Source organism: Sphingopyxis sp., assembly GCF_035998905.1.
GTDB lineage: Bacteria > Pseudomonadota > Alphaproteobacteria > Sphingomonadales > Sphingomonadaceae > Sphingopyxis.
The window spans coordinates 152,291-165,907 of the sequence record NZ_DASYHG010000010.1 but is presented as its reverse complement, the minus strand read 5'-3'; the positions used below and the strand labels follow the sequence as shown (position 1 = coordinate 165,907).

Annotated in this window: 17 protein-coding genes; 1 reads left to right on the top strand and 16 read right to left on the bottom strand. The window is 66.1% G+C overall.

The genetic code is table 11. From position 1 onward, the window contains the following. Nucleotides 1-102: 102 nt before the first annotated feature. The 9 genes from VGN62_RS04740 to VGN62_RS04700 form a co-directional block, all read right to left on the bottom strand. Nucleotides 103-639 carry a hypothetical protein gene (locus tag VGN62_RS04740; RefSeq protein WP_327451590.1) on the bottom strand — a complete coding sequence of 179 codons (537 nt, stop codon included), beginning with the start codon at nt 637-639 and terminating at the stop codon, nt 103-105. 185 nt (nt 640-824) lie between these two features. Next, nucleotides 825-1,364 carry a hypothetical protein gene (locus tag VGN62_RS04735; RefSeq protein WP_327451589.1) on the bottom strand — a complete coding sequence of 180 codons (540 nt, stop codon included), beginning with the start codon at nt 1,362-1,364 and terminating at the stop codon, nt 825-827. A 196-nt stretch (nt 1,365-1,560) separates the two neighbouring features. Further along, the gene (locus VGN62_RS04730) at nt 1,561-2,397 is read right to left on the bottom strand and encodes a glycine zipper 2TM domain-containing protein (RefSeq protein WP_327451588.1); all 837 of its coding nucleotides are present in this window, start codon (nt 2,395-2,397) and stop codon (nt 1,561-1,563) included. Between the two features lie 108 nt (nt 2,398-2,505). Then, the gene (locus VGN62_RS04725; RefSeq protein WP_327451587.1) at nt 2,506-3,003 is read right to left on the bottom strand and encodes a GAF domain-containing protein; all 498 of its coding nucleotides are present in this window, start codon (nt 3,001-3,003) and stop codon (nt 2,506-2,508) included. After that, nucleotides 3,003-5,156, bottom strand: a complete 2,154-nt coding sequence (locus VGN62_RS04720; RefSeq protein ID WP_327451586.1) for a prolyl oligopeptidase family serine peptidase — start codon at nt 5,154-5,156, stop codon at nt 3,003-3,005. Before VGN62_RS04720 ends, VGN62_RS04725 begins: the two co-directional genes overlap by 1 nt. A gap of 86 nt (nt 5,157-5,242) precedes the next feature. Further along, nucleotides 5,243-6,754, bottom strand: coding sequence for a TIGR01777 family oxidoreductase (locus VGN62_RS04715; protein ID WP_327451585.1), 1,512 nt, complete (start codon nt 6,752-6,754; stop codon nt 5,243-5,245). Continuing rightward, the gene (locus tag VGN62_RS04710; RefSeq protein ID WP_327451584.1) at nt 6,751-7,449 is read right to left on the bottom strand and encodes a DUF4166 domain-containing protein; all 699 of its coding nucleotides are present in this window, start codon (nt 7,447-7,449) and stop codon (nt 6,751-6,753) included. Before VGN62_RS04710 ends, VGN62_RS04715 begins: the two co-directional genes overlap by 4 nt. Nucleotides 7,450-7,459: 10 nt before the next feature. Continuing rightward, nucleotides 7,460-8,035 carry a GbsR/MarR family transcriptional regulator gene (locus VGN62_RS04705; RefSeq protein ID WP_327451583.1) on the bottom strand — a complete coding sequence of 192 codons (576 nt, stop codon included), beginning with the start codon at nt 8,033-8,035 and terminating at the stop codon, nt 7,460-7,462. Nucleotides 8,036-8,237: 202 nt separating this feature from the next. Beyond that, nucleotides 8,238-9,167, bottom strand: coding sequence for an isopenicillin N synthase family dioxygenase (locus tag VGN62_RS04700; RefSeq protein ID WP_327451582.1), 930 nt, complete (start codon nt 9,165-9,167; stop codon nt 8,238-8,240). Nucleotides 9,168-9,302: 135 nt separating this feature from the next. Here VGN62_RS04700 and VGN62_RS04695 point away from each other — a divergent pair, with 135 nt between their 5' ends. Next, entirely contained in the window at nt 9,303-9,728 is a 426-nt protein-coding gene (locus VGN62_RS04695) for an EVE domain-containing protein (RefSeq protein WP_327451581.1), read from the top strand. A 12-nt stretch (nt 9,729-9,740) separates the two neighbouring features. Here the strand turns inward: VGN62_RS04695 and VGN62_RS04690 are convergent, their stop codons facing one another. The 7 genes from VGN62_RS04690 to wrbA all read right to left on the bottom strand — a co-directional run bounded on the left by VGN62_RS04690 (nt 9,741) and on the right by wrbA (nt 13,538). Then, on the bottom strand, nt 9,741-10,064 hold the full coding sequence (locus VGN62_RS04690; protein WP_327451580.1) for a PilZ domain-containing protein: 324 nt from the start codon (nt 10,062-10,064) through the stop codon (nt 9,741-9,743). A gap of 87 nt (nt 10,065-10,151) precedes the next feature. Beyond that, nucleotides 10,152-10,742: an SOS response-associated peptidase family protein gene (locus tag VGN62_RS04685; RefSeq protein ID WP_327451579.1), complete on the bottom strand. Its 591-nt coding sequence runs from the start codon at nt 10,740-10,742 to the stop codon at nt 10,152-10,154. A 54-nt stretch (nt 10,743-10,796) separates the two neighbouring features. Next, nucleotides 10,797-10,970 (bottom strand): hypothetical protein, encoded by a 174-nt coding sequence (locus VGN62_RS04680; protein WP_327451578.1) that lies wholly within the window; start codon nt 10,968-10,970, stop codon nt 10,797-10,799. A 57-nt stretch (nt 10,971-11,027) separates the two neighbouring features. Continuing rightward, the gene (gene arfB, locus VGN62_RS04675) at nt 11,028-11,429 is read right to left on the bottom strand and encodes an alternative ribosome rescue aminoacyl-tRNA hydrolase ArfB (RefSeq protein ID WP_327451577.1); all 402 of its coding nucleotides are present in this window, start codon (nt 11,427-11,429) and stop codon (nt 11,028-11,030) included. Further along, nucleotides 11,422-12,105: an RNA pseudouridine synthase gene (locus tag VGN62_RS04670; protein ID WP_327451576.1), complete on the bottom strand. Its 684-nt coding sequence runs from the start codon at nt 12,103-12,105 to the stop codon at nt 11,422-11,424. The genes arfB and VGN62_RS04670 overlap by 8 nt, the downstream gene beginning before the upstream one ends. 25 nt (nt 12,106-12,130) lie before the next feature. Next, nucleotides 12,131-12,889 (bottom strand): DODA-type extradiol aromatic ring-opening family dioxygenase, encoded by a 759-nt coding sequence (locus tag VGN62_RS04665; RefSeq protein WP_414713246.1) that lies wholly within the window; start codon nt 12,887-12,889, stop codon nt 12,131-12,133. 46 nt (nt 12,890-12,935) lie between these two features. Then, on the bottom strand, nt 12,936-13,538 hold the full coding sequence (wrbA, locus tag VGN62_RS04660) for an NAD(P)H:quinone oxidoreductase (RefSeq protein WP_327451574.1): 603 nt from the start codon (nt 13,536-13,538) through the stop codon (nt 12,936-12,938). Nucleotides 13,539-13,617: the final 79 nt, after the last annotated feature.

The window sequence follows — 13,617 nt, the reverse complement described above, 5'->3', positions numbered from 1 at the left end:
GATGCAAGGCGGGTAGCGGTGACGCAGAAAACAACGCCACCGCAACAAAAGGCCCGCCGCGTGCCGGAACACGGGCGGGCCGATCGGGTCGGGGCAGGGGTGTTAGCCGAGGCCCGAGAAACGGACATCCTGGACGCGGCCATAACGGACCTCGCAAGTGAACTTGCCTTTGTCGTAATAGCCGCCGCGACCCCAGCGATTGCCGTAACCGTCGCGCACGACGACGCGGCCCTTGACGCGGTAGCCGTCGCGCTTGCGGTCGATGCTCGTCACTTCGGTGACGTCGGTGCGGCCATAGCGGCGGCTGCCGCGTTCGACCGAGTTGACGCACTGGCTGACCGCGCTGCGGCTGTTGCCATAGCGGTTATAATCATAACCATAGCCGTAACGCGCGTCGTCGTAGCGGCCGCCATAGCGGTCGTCATAACGGCGGTCGTAACGATCGTAGCGGTCGTTGTCGCCGCTCGACAGGATCGCGGCCAGGCCGCCGATCACGACGGCGCCCGCGATGATTTCGCCTGCGCTGATCCCGTCGCGATCGTGGCGGTCGCGCGCCGCGGCAGGGGCAGCGCTCATCAGCATCGCGCCGGCGGTGGCCGCACCAATTGCGGCCTTGGTCAGGTTGGTCTTGATAGCCATGGTTCGGTCTCCTCAATAGCGCAGGCGGCATGTTCGCGGCCTGTTGGATAGGGTTTACCGATTCGGCGGTGACGCGGTGCTGAACCCGTCGCTTATCTGGCGTTCAGCCTTGGTTTTGCTGGCGTTCATAAAGGAAAAGGCCCCCCGCCAAAGGGCGGGAGGCCTTTGGATGATATCGGATATTGTCAGCCGAAACTGACGTCGACGACGCGGCCGCCGCGATAACTGCAGCCGAAGCTCCGCACTTCGCCGCCGAGGCGCGAAGCGGTGCCGGTAACGTACCAGCCGCCATTGTTGGCCTCGGTGCCGGTGATGCTGTCGACGCGGGCGTCGTTGCCCATCTCGCCCTCGACTGCCCAGCTGCACGCATCCACGGCGCGGCTCTCGGCTTCGCCGCGGCCATAGGCGCCGGGGACCGTGTCATTTGGCGTGTCGGGTTCGTAACGCGGTACGTCCTGCCGCTCGTCGGCGCGATACGGCGGGTCATAACGGTAATCGGGCGCGCGCTCGCGCTCGCGCTTGTCCTTGCTCGCGGCGCTGGCGATCGCGGCGATGGTGCCGATGATCAACAGGCCGCCGAGCACGTCGCCGGTGCTGATATTGTCGCGGTCGCGATACCCCCAGCCGCCATGATGGCGCCCGCGCGCTTCGGCGGGGGCGGCGCTGAGGCCGATCGAGGTCAGGACGATCGCCGCCGCGGTGGTGAGGCTGGTCAATTTACGCATCGAGGAAAACTCCCCTTGGGCAGGCCCCGGACGGTCCGGCCTGCAATGTCGTTGTCCTATGCCTTCGATGCTTTCCCGCCGCTGAACCGTTGCCGATGCGCGGCGAACCGAATGCAGGATATGAAACGGCCCGCCATCGGGTGGATGGCGGGCCGCGCGACCAGATACAGATGACCAGACCTGTTTCGGGTGAATATCAGCAGACGCAGCGTGCGACGGCCTTGGGCCGCGGCTTCCACTTCTTCTTTGCGACATAGCGTTTCCGCACCGGCACATTTTCATAATAGGTGCGCGTGCTCGTTTCGACCGTTTCGGTCACCACCGGCGCGCCGTTGATGATCGTCGTCACGACGACGCCCGGCGTGTAATAGCCATAACCGTAACCGTAGCCGTGTTGGTAGGCCGTCGCATAGCCGCCGGGGTAATAGCCACCCTGGTAATAGCCGCCCTGATAGGGACCACCCTGGTAACGGGCGCTGCGGCTCGACCACCATTCGTCGCATTTATTCTTGTCGGCGGCGCTGCCGATTGCGCTGCCCGCCAAGGCGCCGAGCCCGCCGCCGATCAGCGTGCCCGCTGTGCGATCGCCGCGTCCGGCAATGCGGTTGCCGGCGATGCCCCCCACGAGCCCGCCGACAACCGCGCCGCCCACTGTGCCCCCCCGGCCACAGCGGCGTTCCATTTCGGCGTCGTAACGCGGGTCGTACCCGCCGCGATAATAAGGATCATAAGCGGGCGGCGGCGGATAGCCGGCGCCGTGGCCCTCGACACTGCCTTCGTAACGGCCTTCATAGCGGCGGCCGTCGGGCGTTTCGTAGGTGCCGTCCCAGGTGCCGGTCCAGCGCCCCTCGGCGTCATAGCCCGAGACGCGGCGATATTCGACTTCGCTCGGCACGCGGTCGGGATAGCCGGTATAGACGCGGGCATCGGGGTCGTCCGGATTACCATAGTCGAGCGACGGCTGTTCGGCGCGCGCGTGGCCCGCCAGCAACAACGACCCTGCGGCCACCCCCAACAAAACCAACGTGCGCATGACAAGCTCCCTGTTCCCTCGGCCTGAACCGATTGGTTAACAGCTTGTTAGCAAAATCAGCGTCTTTTCGCGAATCCGTTAACCCTGCGAATCCCGTCCCATTTTGGGTCAGGAAGCCGGAAGTGCAAGCGCCGCCGCGATGCGCGCGACGAGCGCCTCGGCACCCGCCTGGTCGTCGGCGGTGAAGCGCGCGGGACGCGGGCTGTCGAGGTCGAGCACGCCGACGAGGCGGTCGTTCGCGATCACCGGCACGACAAGCTCGCTGCGGCTGTCGGCGTCGCACGCGATATGGCCGGGAAAGGCGTGGACATCGTCGACGCGCTGGGTCGCACGGAGGCGTGCGGCGGCGCCGCACACGCCCTTGTCGAGCGCGATGCGGATGCACGCGGCCTTGCCCTGGAACGGGCCGAGCACGAGCTCGGTCCCGTCGAAGCGGTAAAAGCCCGCCCAGTTCAAATCGGGGATCGCCTGCCAGATGAGTGCCGCGACATTGGCCATATTGGCGATGCCGTCGGGCTCGCCCGCGACGAGCGCCGCGGCGGCGTCGCCCGTCTCGGCCCAGAGTTCGGCCGGATCGGTCGCGGTGAAGGAAAGCGTATAGGACATTATTCGACGCTCAGCCCGGTCCACTTCGCCGCGAAGGCATATTTGTCGGCGGCCTCGGCGATGATCTTGTCGGTCGGCTTGCCGCTGCCATGGCCGGCGCGCGTTTCGACGCGAATGAGGTGCGGCTTGTCGCCCGCCTGTGCGTGCTGGAGCGCCGCGGTATATTTGAAGCTGTGCCCCGGCACGACGCGGTCGTCGGTGTCGGCGGTCGTCACCAGCACCGCGGGATAGGCCGCGCCGTCCTTGATATTGTGGTACGGCGAATAGGCGAGCAGGTTGCGGAAATCGCCTTCCTTCGACGGATAGCCATAATCGTCGACCCAATAGCGGCCCGCGGTGAAGCGGTCGAAGCGCAGCATGTCCATCACGCCGACCGCGGGCAGGGCGGCGGCGAACAGGTCGGGGCGCTGGTTGGTCACCGCGCCGACGAGCAGCCCGCCGTTCGACCCGCCCTCGATCGCGATCTGGCCCTTGCCCGCGATCCCTTCCTTAATCAGATATTCGCCCGCGGCGATGAAATCGTCGAAGACATTCTGCTTCTTGTCGAGGCGGCCGGCGTCGTGCCACGCCTTGCCATATTCGCCCCCGCCGCGCAGGTTCGCGATCGCGAGCACCCCGCCCTTGTCGACCCACGCGAGCCGCGTCGGCGAGAAGGCGGGGGTCATCGACACGTTGAAGCCGCCATAACCATAGAGCAATGTCGGCGACCCCTTGCTGCGGTCGAGGCCCTTTTTCATCACGACGAACATCGGCACCTCGGTGCCGTCCTTCGATTTGTAGAAGCGCTGTTCGACCGAGAAGTCTGCGGGCTTGAAGGTCAGCTTGGGCTCGGCGAAAATCTCGCTCTTCCCGGTCGCGGTGTCGAAGCGATAGATTGTCGTCGGGCGCGCGTAGCTCGAGAATTCGTAGAATGTCTCGGGGTCGCTCGACTTGCCGCCAAAGCCCTTGGCCGCGCCGATGTCGGCAAGCCGGATATTGGCGATGGGCTTGCCGTCCAATGCGACCATCCGCGCTTCCGACTTCGCATCGCCGAGATAGGAGAGGATCAGGCGGTTGCCGACGCGCGATGCGCCGACCAGCGTCGCTTCGTTTTCGCCGACCAGTTGGGTCAGCACCGCGGGCTTCCGAATGTCCATCGACACGATGCGCCCGCGCGGCGCGCCCTTGTTTGTAACAAAGGTAAAGCGCGAGCCGGTGTTAGTCACATATCCCCAGTTGTTCGCATAATCGTCGACGAGGATGATCGGCTTGGCGCCGGGTTTGCCGATCGGATGGAGCGTCAGGCCATAGCGTTCGTCGGTCCCCTCGGACGAGACGACGAGCAGATATTGCCCGTCGTCGGTGACAATCGCGCTGTTGTTGAGCTTGGGCTTGTCGGGGGTCGCGTGGATCAGCACATCGGCGCTCTGCGGCGTGCCGAGCTTGTGGAAATAGACGCTGTGATTTTCATTGAGCGACTGAAAGGCTTCACCCTGCTTCGGTTCGGGGAAGCGCGAATAGTAAAAGCCGCTGCCGTCCTTCGCCCAGTCGAGCGCCGAAAATTTGACCCAGCGAACCTCGTCGGAAAGGTCATTGCCCGTCGCGACATCCTTGACGCGCACGATCCGCCAATCGGTGCCGCCGTCCTGCACCGAATAGAGGAGATGCCTGCCATCCTCCGAAGGATTCCATTCGCCGAGCGCGGTCGCGCCGTCCTTCGCCCACGCATTGGGGTCGATCAATATGCGGCCCTCGCCCTTCAACCCTTCGCGGACGTAGAGCACCGACTGCGGCTGGAGCCCGTCGTTGCGGGTGTAGAAATAGCGCGTCCCGGCCTTGGTCGGCAGGCCGAAGCGTTCGTAATTATAGAGCTCGGTCATCCGCTGCTTGAAGCTGTCGCGGCCGGGCAGCGTTTCGAGATAGCTGTCGGTGACCTTGTTCTGCGCCGCGACCCACGCCGCGACCTTCGGATTGACGCGGACGTCGTCCTCCAGCCAGCGATAGGGATCGGCGACGTCGACGCCGAACTGCGGGTCCACCGTGTCGCCGCGCGCGGTGTCGGGATAGGCCAGTTTCGCCGCCGATGCCGCGACCGCGTCGGCCGCCTGCGCTGCTGTCGGGGCCGTCATCAGGAGGGCGAGCGCCAGCGGGGCGGACAGGGTTTTACGGGACATGGCAAGGCGACCTCATCGTCTGGAGAAATTATCGTGCGCCGATATGTAAGGATGGGAAAGGCCGGGGCAAGGGGATTCAGGGCCGATCAGGCGGCGGTTCGCAGAATGGCCTCTTCACGCACGGCTTCAGTCTGAGCGAAGTCCGGTCGCGCCGGACGCCTGTTGCCCACGATGATATCCAGCGCCTCGGCAATCGTCGGATAAGCGAAAGCAAAGCCGCTATCGAGTGCCGCCCGGGGCAGCACATTCTGCCCCGACAGCAGCAGTTCGTGCGCGAAGTCGCCGAGCATCGTGCGGAGCGGAGCGGAAGGGACCGGAAGTATTGCCGGGCGGCGCAAAGCGCGACCGAGCGCGGCGGTGAACTCGGCGTTGGTCACCGGCGTCGGCGCGGTTGCGTTGAGTGGCCCTGCGATGCTCGGCGTTGCGATCGCGTGGACGATCAGTCGCACGATGTCGTCGCGGTGGATCCAGCTCATGACCTGTTGCCCATGACCGAAGCGGCCGCCCAGCCCGAATTCGAAGGGCGTCAGCATACGTGCCAGCATGCCGCCCTCGGCCGCCAGCACCAGCCCCGTGCGCAGGGCCACGAGGCGAACGCCCAGCGGTTCGACCTCCTTCGCGGCGGCCTCCCATGCGGCGCACAGGCGCTGCGAGAAGCAGGGCGTTCCGCCATCGGCTTCTGTAAGCGGAGTCGCGTCACGCATGCCATAAATGCCAATGGCAGAGCCGGATACAAACACTTCGGGTTTGCGATCGAGGCGCGCGATGAGCCGGCGCAGGTCGTGTGTCAGCACAAGGCGCGAACGCAAGATGCGCTGCCGCTTGCGCCGTGTCCACGGGGCGTCCGAAATCGGCTCGCCGGCGAGATTGACGATTGCATCGATCCGGCAGTGCGAGGGAATGTCGTCAAGGCGTGCAAACAGTCGTGCGGGGGCGGGCAGGGCTGCGGATTTCGGGTCGCGTGTCAGCACGATCGGGTCGTGCCCGGCCGCCGCGAGCGCCGCGACCAGGCGGCGGCCGATGAAACCCGTCCCGCCGGTGATCAGGATGCTATGACGATCGAGCAAGGCGGAGGCGAGATTTGCAGGGTCGGCTTCGGCGAGGCGCGGTGCTCGCCGCGCCGCCGCGAGATCGCGGAGACCGAAGATTGTCACGCCTGCAGCCCCGATTGTGCAGGCCCATGACAGCCAGCCATGCCGGGCGGGCGGCATCGCGGTCGGATCGCCGGCCCATCCGGCCAGCAGAGGAACGAGCAACGCGAGGATGACCCCATAGTTGAGCGTCAGGAGGGTGTGGGTGACGCGCTCGGTTGCCGGGAGGGCGCGGCTACGGTCTTCTTCCACAAAATCCCACAGCGTGATGAACAGTTCGACGAGAAGCAAGCCGATCAGCGCGATCGCCCAAACACCGCGCGGTTCGGTCCAACCGAGCGCCAGAAACAGCAGCGCGTAGAGCAGGTTGCGTACGCCGTGCAGCATCAGCTCGATGCGTTGCGATGCGCGCCATGCGAGCCGCTCGGTACCCTCATGATGGTAGAGCGTATCGAAGGCTCCCATCGCCATCTGGATCATGACAAGGGTCCACAGCCAGCCGGTCATGCCGGTTCTCCTGCATCCGGAGCGGGGTCGCGGAACCGCCCGATCTGGTGCATCATCTCGCCGAACCAGCGGTGGCGTAGCGTCAGGATGAACAGGAATTCGCCCGCGCCGATATCGATATGATCGATCGTCAGCGCACCGGGGCGAAGCCAGGCGGGCAGGGGAATGCGAACGGACCCCGCTTGCCAGAAATAGTCGGCGGACCGGAAGCGGAGCCCGTCGGCGTGCGCGCCAACCGTCAGCGTCATGCCGATCCCCATACCGACATGCTCTTCCAGCCCGGTGGGACCGGCGAACCGCTTCGCGCTGTGGATGACCTGCGGAAAGCCACGGCGACGGGCATATTGCCGCGTCCAGCATTGGCCGCCGCCGCCATCCTCGCTTACCGTAACCACCGCCGCGACGCCGATGTCGGCAGACAGCGGCAGCGGTGCTCCGATGAGACGGCAGGCTTGCGCTACTATCCAACCGGCGGCGTTGCGCTCGGAGGTGACGATCTCGCCGCGATAGATGGCAAGGCGAAGTCCAGTCAGCCGTTTCGAAAAGCGCCGTTGTACCGCTTCGGGAAGCCTCGCCCAGTCATCGGGAGCGATCAGGCGGCGGAAGCGATAGTCGTAGAGGCTGTCGCTATCGCCTTCGCATGGCGGCGGGATTCTGCCTCGCGCCTTCGGCTCATATCGTGCCTGCTCGCCCATTGTTCGTCCCCTATTCCGCGTTTTTTCCCTTGCCGGGGCGCCAGCCCAACAGCTTCGTCACCCCCGCGCCCAGCTTGATCAGCCGCATCAGCGCCGGTTTGGGGACGTTCAGCATCTCGTCGTGCCAGCGGCTCATCGTCGTCACGAAATCGAGCATGTCGGCGAGCCGCGCCTTCGCGTCGGCGCTGAGGCCGGGATCGGTCGCCGCGCGCGCGACGCAGGCTTTGAGCGCCGCCTCTGCGGGGTCGACCTCGCGCGCCTTGCGGCCCGCGGCGATCCGCGTGACCATCTCCCAGATATCCTTCTCGGCGGTGAAATGGTCGCGCCGGTCGCCGAGCAGGGGAACGCGTTCGATCAGGCGCCAGCCGAGCAATTCCTTGATCGAGTTGGAGACGTTGGAGCGCGCGAGGCCGAGGCGGTCGGCGATCTCTTCGGCGTGGAGCGGGCGGTCGGACACGAACAGCAGCGCGTGGATCTGCGCCACCGAGCGATTGACGCCCCACTGCCCGCCGAGATTGCCCCAATGGAGGATGAACTCGGTCGCGGCCGGGGACAGGTTTGACTCATGTTCCGATATTTCTGTCATAACAGAAATATCGGATATTGCAGGCTGTGAGTCAAGCTGCCTTGGGAGAAGTGTTTTCGGCGAAGGGGAGTTCTCCACCATCGTCACCCCGGACTTGATCCGGGGTCCATGACGATGGTGCAGCTATGGATCCCGGATCAGGTCCGGGATGACGAAGAGAGCGGACGAACGATGGCTACCGTCGTTGCGCTCCCGCCCGGCCCTATTTCTTCAGGCCGATCTCGCGCAGCCGTTCCTGCAGATAGTCGTCCGCGGTGATCGGCGTCGGGTAGAGGTTGGGGTGCGACGCGTCGACGCAGCTTTCGAGCGTCTCGATCGGATAGTCCGAGCGGAAGTGCAGGAAGAAGGGCATCGAATAGCGCGCGACGCTCGCGCGGCCTTCGTCGGGGTTGCGCACGCGGTGCGTCGTCGAAGGCAGCTTGTTGTTCGTCAGCCGCTGGAGCATGTCGCCGACATTGACCGCCATCGCGCCCGGCGGGGGCGACACCGGAAGCCAACTCCCGTCCTTGTCGAGGATTTCGAGGCCGGCCTCTTCGGCGCCGAGCAGCAGCGTGATCGTGTTGATATCCTCATGCGCCTCGGCGCGGATGCCCTTGGCGGGCGCTTCGACCGGCGGATAGTGGAGCAGGCGCATCACGCTGTTGCCGTCGGCGACGGTGTCGTCGAAGAAGTCGGGCGCAAGGCCGAGGTAGCGCGCAATACCCGAGAGAAGGCGCCCGCCGACGCGATCGAATTCGGCGAAGAGCTTGTCGTAAGCGGTGCGGAAGCCATCGACTTCGGCGGGCCAGACATTGTTCGGCTGCTGCGCGGCGAGGCGGTGGCCGGCGGGCAGGTCGCGGCCGACGTGCCAGAATTCCTTGAGGTCGACTTCCTTCGCGCCCTTGGCGATCTCGGTCCCGAACGGCGTATAGCCGCGCGCGCCGCCGCCGCCCGCGATATGATAGGCGCGCTTGGTTTCTTCGGGCAGCGCGAAGAACGCCTTCGCCTTGTCCCAGGCTTCGTCGATCAGCGCGGGGTCGATGCCATGGTCGGTGATCATCGCGAAGCCGAAGCGTTCGAACGACGCCCCGAAGCCCTTTGCGAACTGGTCGGCGGGAAGCGACATGGAAATGACGGGAACGGCAGCGGTCATGAAAGATAGGTCCATCTGATAAGGGGCGGCGCCCGTTGGAGGCGCGTCATGAGTCGCGATTTAGGCGCTGTGCGGCTGCGGTAAAAGGGAAAAAGGCGGTTTCGTCCCGCGCGCCGCTCGGCTAAGCCCCCGGCCATGGCAAAGCAATATTGGCTGATGAAATCCGAACCCGACGCCTATGCGTGGGACCAGCTCGTCAAGGACGGCACGGGGATGTGGGACGGGGTGCGCAACCACACCGCGAAACTGAACCTGATGGCGATGAAGGTCGGCGACGAAGCGCTCTTCTATCACAGCAATATCGGCAAGGAATGCGTGGGGATCATGACGATCACCGAGACAGCCTCGCCCGATCCGACCGCCGAAAAGGGCTCGCCCTGGGTCATCGTGCGCGTCGCCCCGGTGCGCGCGCTCAAGCACCCGGTGACGCTCGCGGCGATCAAGGCCGACCCGGCGCTCGCCGACATGGACCTGATCCGCCAGTCGCGGCTGTCGGTCGGGCGCGTGACGCCCGCCGAATGGAAGCATATCCTGAAGAAATCGGAGAAGCCCGCGGGCTAGCCCCCGCGGCAGTCAGCGCAGCTTTGTCTGTAGGTGCGCCGCCACCGACGGGTGGAGCGGATAGACGAACTCGCAGCCATAATCATTGCCGTCGGCCCGGCGCACGATCGCCTCGAGCGGCTGAAGCCCGGGCAGGTTCACCCAGATATGCTTGCCGAGCTGCGGCCGGAAAAAGGTCACCATGCGAAAGCCGGTCGACGACAGGTCGAACAGTTCGACGTCGAAGGGGTTCAGCCCGGGTTCGCGGTAGCGCGCGCGCGCCTTGACCGGCGCGCGTTCGGCACGGCGCGCCGACGTTGGCGCCTTCCTGGCTTCGATGCTGCGATTCCCCGACACGGATTTGGTCCCGATGCTTGTTGCTTGATCGGCCGCTTTTAGGGTTTCACTGGTTACCTCAAAGTGAAGCAATATGGTGAAATTCGCCTATACCGGCGGAGCCTCGCCGACCGCCATCGACTGGCTTGGAAAGGGGGTCGCGAGCGCGACCGCGGCGCGCCATTCGCCGCCGAGCCAGGTGGCATGATCCCCGGGATGCAGGATCACCGGCATGACCTTCGGCTGATGATGCGCGACCAGCCGGTTCGGTTCGGTGGTGACGATGGCAAAGCATGGCCAGTCTTCGCCCTGCCGGAGGATGCCGGCGAAGGCGAAGACGCGCTGCGACGGTACCGAGAACCAGTGCTGGCGCCGCGCCCCGGCGGCGCCTGACCAATAGGAAAAGGCGGTCACGGGGACGAGGCAGCGCAGTTCGGCATGGCGCAGCGTGCCGATCCAGAAAGGGCTTTCGAGGTTGCGGACCGCGGTAACCGGCCGGTCGCCCTGCGGGGGTGGGGGCACGCCCCACAGCCGGGGGCGCAGGAAACGCCGTGACCCGGAGCGCCCGTCGCTGACGATGACCGGCGCGGGGCGGCCCGGCGCGACATAGTCGCCGGTCCACGGATCATCGCCCGCTTCGGCGTCGAAAGCTGCAGCGATCGTGCCCGCGGCAGCGTCGAGACGATAAAGGCTGGTCATCGCGCCACGGTCGCGATGCGCGTAGCGGCTGTCAATCGGGCGGAATGGCGGAGACTATTTGTCCCAGGGCGATTTTTCGCCATTGTCGCGGGCGTTGTCGGCGCGGATTTCGTCGGCGGCGCGGTCGGCCGCGACGATCACGCCGGCCCCCATCATGCTGCAACCGACGAATCCGAGGATACTGAGGCAGCCGAGCCCCATCAGGACCGATCGAAGAATTTCAGTCATTTACGGCTCCGCTTGCTGGTTGCGGATAGCCCTAGGCGAAGATTGTAAAAATGCCGTTTACTCTGTGCCGCGCACGCGTCCGCGGCCGGCCTTGACCGTGCTGCGCGCTTTCTTGCTGTCGACGCGGCGGGCCTTGGCCGCCTTGCTCGGCTTGGTCTTGATGCGGCGTTCGGGGCGCACCAGCGCTGCGTCGACCAGCTCGTTCAGCCGCGCGCGCGCGTCGGCGCGGTTCGCTTCCTGCGTACGAAAACTGCGCGCGAGGATGACGAGTTCGCCCGCGGCGGTCATCCTGCTTCCCGCCAGCGTCTGGAGGCGGCGATAGGCGTCGGGCGCGAGCCCCAGAGCAAAAACATCGACGCGAAGCTGGCACGCGGTTGCGACCTTGTTGACATTCTGGCCGCCCGGACCCGACCCCGCGAGAAACTTCTCGCTGATCGCGCTTTCGGGGATATCAGCCACGCGTCGGGGCCGCGCCCTCCGGCGCTTCGAAGCCAAGCGCGACGAAGGCATCGGGGAAGGGCGCTTCGGCAATTATCGACGGCTTGACGTCACGTTTTACGACCAGCCTTTCGGCATGAAGGAGCGTGCGCGTTTTCGTACCGCCGCGGCCGTAGACGGGATCGCCGACCAGCGCGAAGCCGAGGCCTTCGAGTGCGTGGACGCGCAGCTGGTGGGTGCGGCCGGTTTCGGGACGGAAGCGGAGCAGGCTGCGGCCTTCGACGACCGCGAGCTTCTCCCAGTGCGAGACCGAGGGCTTGCCTTTGGGATCGCCGACCATGCGCCAGCCCTCTTCGGCGGTCGACACCTTGGCGAGCGGCAGGTCGATCGTCCCGCCGTCGCCGTCGGGCACGCCCTCGACGATCGCGAGATACTGCTTTTCGACCTCGCGGCTTTCGAACGCGCGGGTGAAGCGGCCGTGCGCCTTGGGATTGCGCGCGAGGAGCAGGCAGCCCGAGGTGTCGCGGTCGAGCCGGTGGACGGGAAGCGGCCAGCGCTTGAAGCCGAAGCGCAGCAGGTCGAGATGGTTTTCGAGGCTGAGGCTGCCGTCGCGCGGGGCGTCGACCGGAAGGCCGGCGGGCTTGTTGATGACAAGGGCCTCGCCGTCGAGGAAAAGGACACGATCTGAAAGGAGCATGGCGGCGCTATAGGGCGCGCGCGTCTCAGTCGAAAGCGTAAACGTCCATCGCGAGCACGGCATAGGTCGTGCTTGCGTGCAGGCGCTCGGCGTTGAGCGGCGTGCCGCCCGCGCCCATCGCGACGAACAGCGGCAATATGTGATCGGCGGTCGGATGATTGTCGCGGCCGTGCGGCGCGCGTTCGACGCTCTGGAGGATATCGCCGGTCGCGCCCGCGGCCATGCGCTCGGCGATCCAGTCGGTGAAATCGCTCACCCACGCGGGAGCGGGCGCGTCGATCGGCGGGCGCGTCGTGAAATAGGCGCGAAGGTTATGCGTGATGCTGCCCGATCCGATGACCAGCACGCCTTCGTCGCGCAGCGGCGCGAGCGCCTGCCCGAGTGCATAATGCCATTCGGGCGAGGCGTTCGACGCGATCGAGAGCTGGAGGACGGGGATATCGGCCTCTGCGTAGATCAGCGACAGCGGCACCCATGCGCCATGGTCGAGGCCGCGGGTCGCATCGGCGGTAACGTCAAGGCCATGGCCCGCAAGCAGCTCGACGACGCGGTTTGCGAGCACCGGATCGCCGGGCGCCGGATAGCGCATCGCGAACAGCTCATCGGGAAAGCCGCCGAAATCGTGGATCGTCGGCGGCGCGAGCGACGCGGTCACCGTCGCCCGCCCGCCTTCGAAGGCGGCGTCATGATGCGCCGACACGACGAGGATCGCGCGCGGGCGCGGCAGTTGGGCACCCAGCCCGGCGAGGAAGGTCCGCGCCGGGCTGGGCTCGAGCGCCATCATGGGCGAGCCGTGCGAAAGGAAAAGGCTCGGGAGACGGCGCATTGGTTCAGGCAATCAGCTTGGCAGCGGTGCGCGCGACGCGTTCGCCGAGATAGCGGGCACCGCCAAGGTCGGCTTCGCCCGGCTGGCGCGATCCGTCGGCGCCGGCGATCGTCGTCGCGCCATAGGGGGCGCCACCCTTGACCTCGTCGACGCCCATCTGGCCGGCAAAGCCATAGTCGAGCCCGACGATCGTCATGCCGAAGTGAATGAGGTTGGTCAGGACCGAGAAGAGCGTCGTTTCCTGGCCGCCATGCTGCGATCCGGTCGAGGTGAAGGCAGCGCCGACCTTGCCATTGAGCTTGCCCTGCGCCCAGACGCCGCCGGCCGTGTCCCAGAAGCTCGCCATCTGGCTCGCCATGCGGCCGAAGCGCGTCGGCGTGCCGACGACGATCGCGTCATAATTTGCGAGCTCGTTGGGGTCACTGAGCAGCGGGTGCGCGGTGTCGGTCTTGAACCCGGCGGCCTCGACGACCGCCTGTGGCGCGGTTTCGGCAACGCGGCGGATGTCGACTTCGGCGCCCGCGGCGCGCGCGCCCTCGGCGACCGCGTCGGCCATCTGTTCGATATGACCATAGCTCGAATAATAGAGCACCAGAACCTTTGCCATCGTAACTCTCCTTTCGTGGATTGAACCGGGAATAGGGGGGAGGGCCGCCGCCGGGGGAGGGGGAGGGAGGCGGCGGCCC

Excerpts from the sequence above, each read along its gene's own strand:
- VGN62_RS04670 (WP_327451576.1), bottom strand. The coding sequence starts at position 12,105 with ATGCTCCTTTCAGATCGTGTCCTTTTCCTCGACGGCGAGGCCCTTGTC.
- VGN62_RS04695 (WP_327451581.1), top strand. The coding sequence starts at position 9,303 with ATGGCAAAGCAATATTGGCTGATGAAATCCGAACCCGACGCCTATGCG.
- VGN62_RS04720 (WP_327451586.1), bottom strand. The coding sequence starts at position 5,156 with ATGTCCCGTAAAACCCTGTCCGCCCCGCTGGCGCTCGCCCTCCTGATG.
- VGN62_RS04685 (WP_327451579.1), bottom strand. The coding sequence starts at position 10,742 with ATGACCAGCCTTTATCGTCTCGACGCTGCCGCGGGCACGATCGCTGCA.
- VGN62_RS04740 (WP_327451590.1), bottom strand. The coding sequence starts at position 639 with ATGGCTATCAAGACCAACCTGACCAAGGCCGCAATTGGTGCGGCCACC.
- wrbA (WP_327451574.1), bottom strand. The coding sequence starts at position 13,538 with ATGGCAAAGGTTCTGGTGCTCTATTATTCGAGCTATGGTCATATCGAA.
- VGN62_RS04700 (WP_327451582.1), bottom strand. The coding sequence starts at position 9,167 with ATGACCGCTGCCGTTCCCGTCATTTCCATGTCGCTTCCCGCCGACCAG.
- VGN62_RS04730 (WP_327451588.1), bottom strand. The coding sequence starts at position 2,397 with ATGCGCACGTTGGTTTTGTTGGGGGTGGCCGCAGGGTCGTTGTTGCTG.
- VGN62_RS04665 (WP_414713246.1), bottom strand. The coding sequence starts at position 12,889 with ATGATGGCGCTCGAGCCCAGCCCGGCGCGGACCTTCCTCGCCGGGCTG.
- VGN62_RS04710 (WP_327451584.1), bottom strand. The coding sequence starts at position 7,449 with ATGGGCGAGCAGGCACGATATGAGCCGAAGGCGCGAGGCAGAATCCCG.
- VGN62_RS04725 (WP_327451587.1), bottom strand. The coding sequence starts at position 3,003 with ATGTCCTATACGCTTTCCTTCACCGCGACCGATCCGGCCGAACTCTGG.
- VGN62_RS04680 (WP_327451578.1), bottom strand. The coding sequence starts at position 10,970 with ATGACTGAAATTCTTCGATCGGTCCTGATGGGGCTCGGCTGCCTCAGT.
- VGN62_RS04715 (WP_327451585.1), bottom strand. The coding sequence starts at position 6,754 with ATGACCGGCTGGCTGTGGACCCTTGTCATGATCCAGATGGCGATGGGA.
- VGN62_RS04705 (WP_327451583.1), bottom strand. The coding sequence starts at position 8,035 with ATGACAGAAATATCGGAACATGAGTCAAACCTGTCCCCGGCCGCGACC.
- VGN62_RS04735 (WP_327451589.1), bottom strand. The coding sequence starts at position 1,364 with ATGCGTAAATTGACCAGCCTCACCACCGCGGCGGCGATCGTCCTGACC.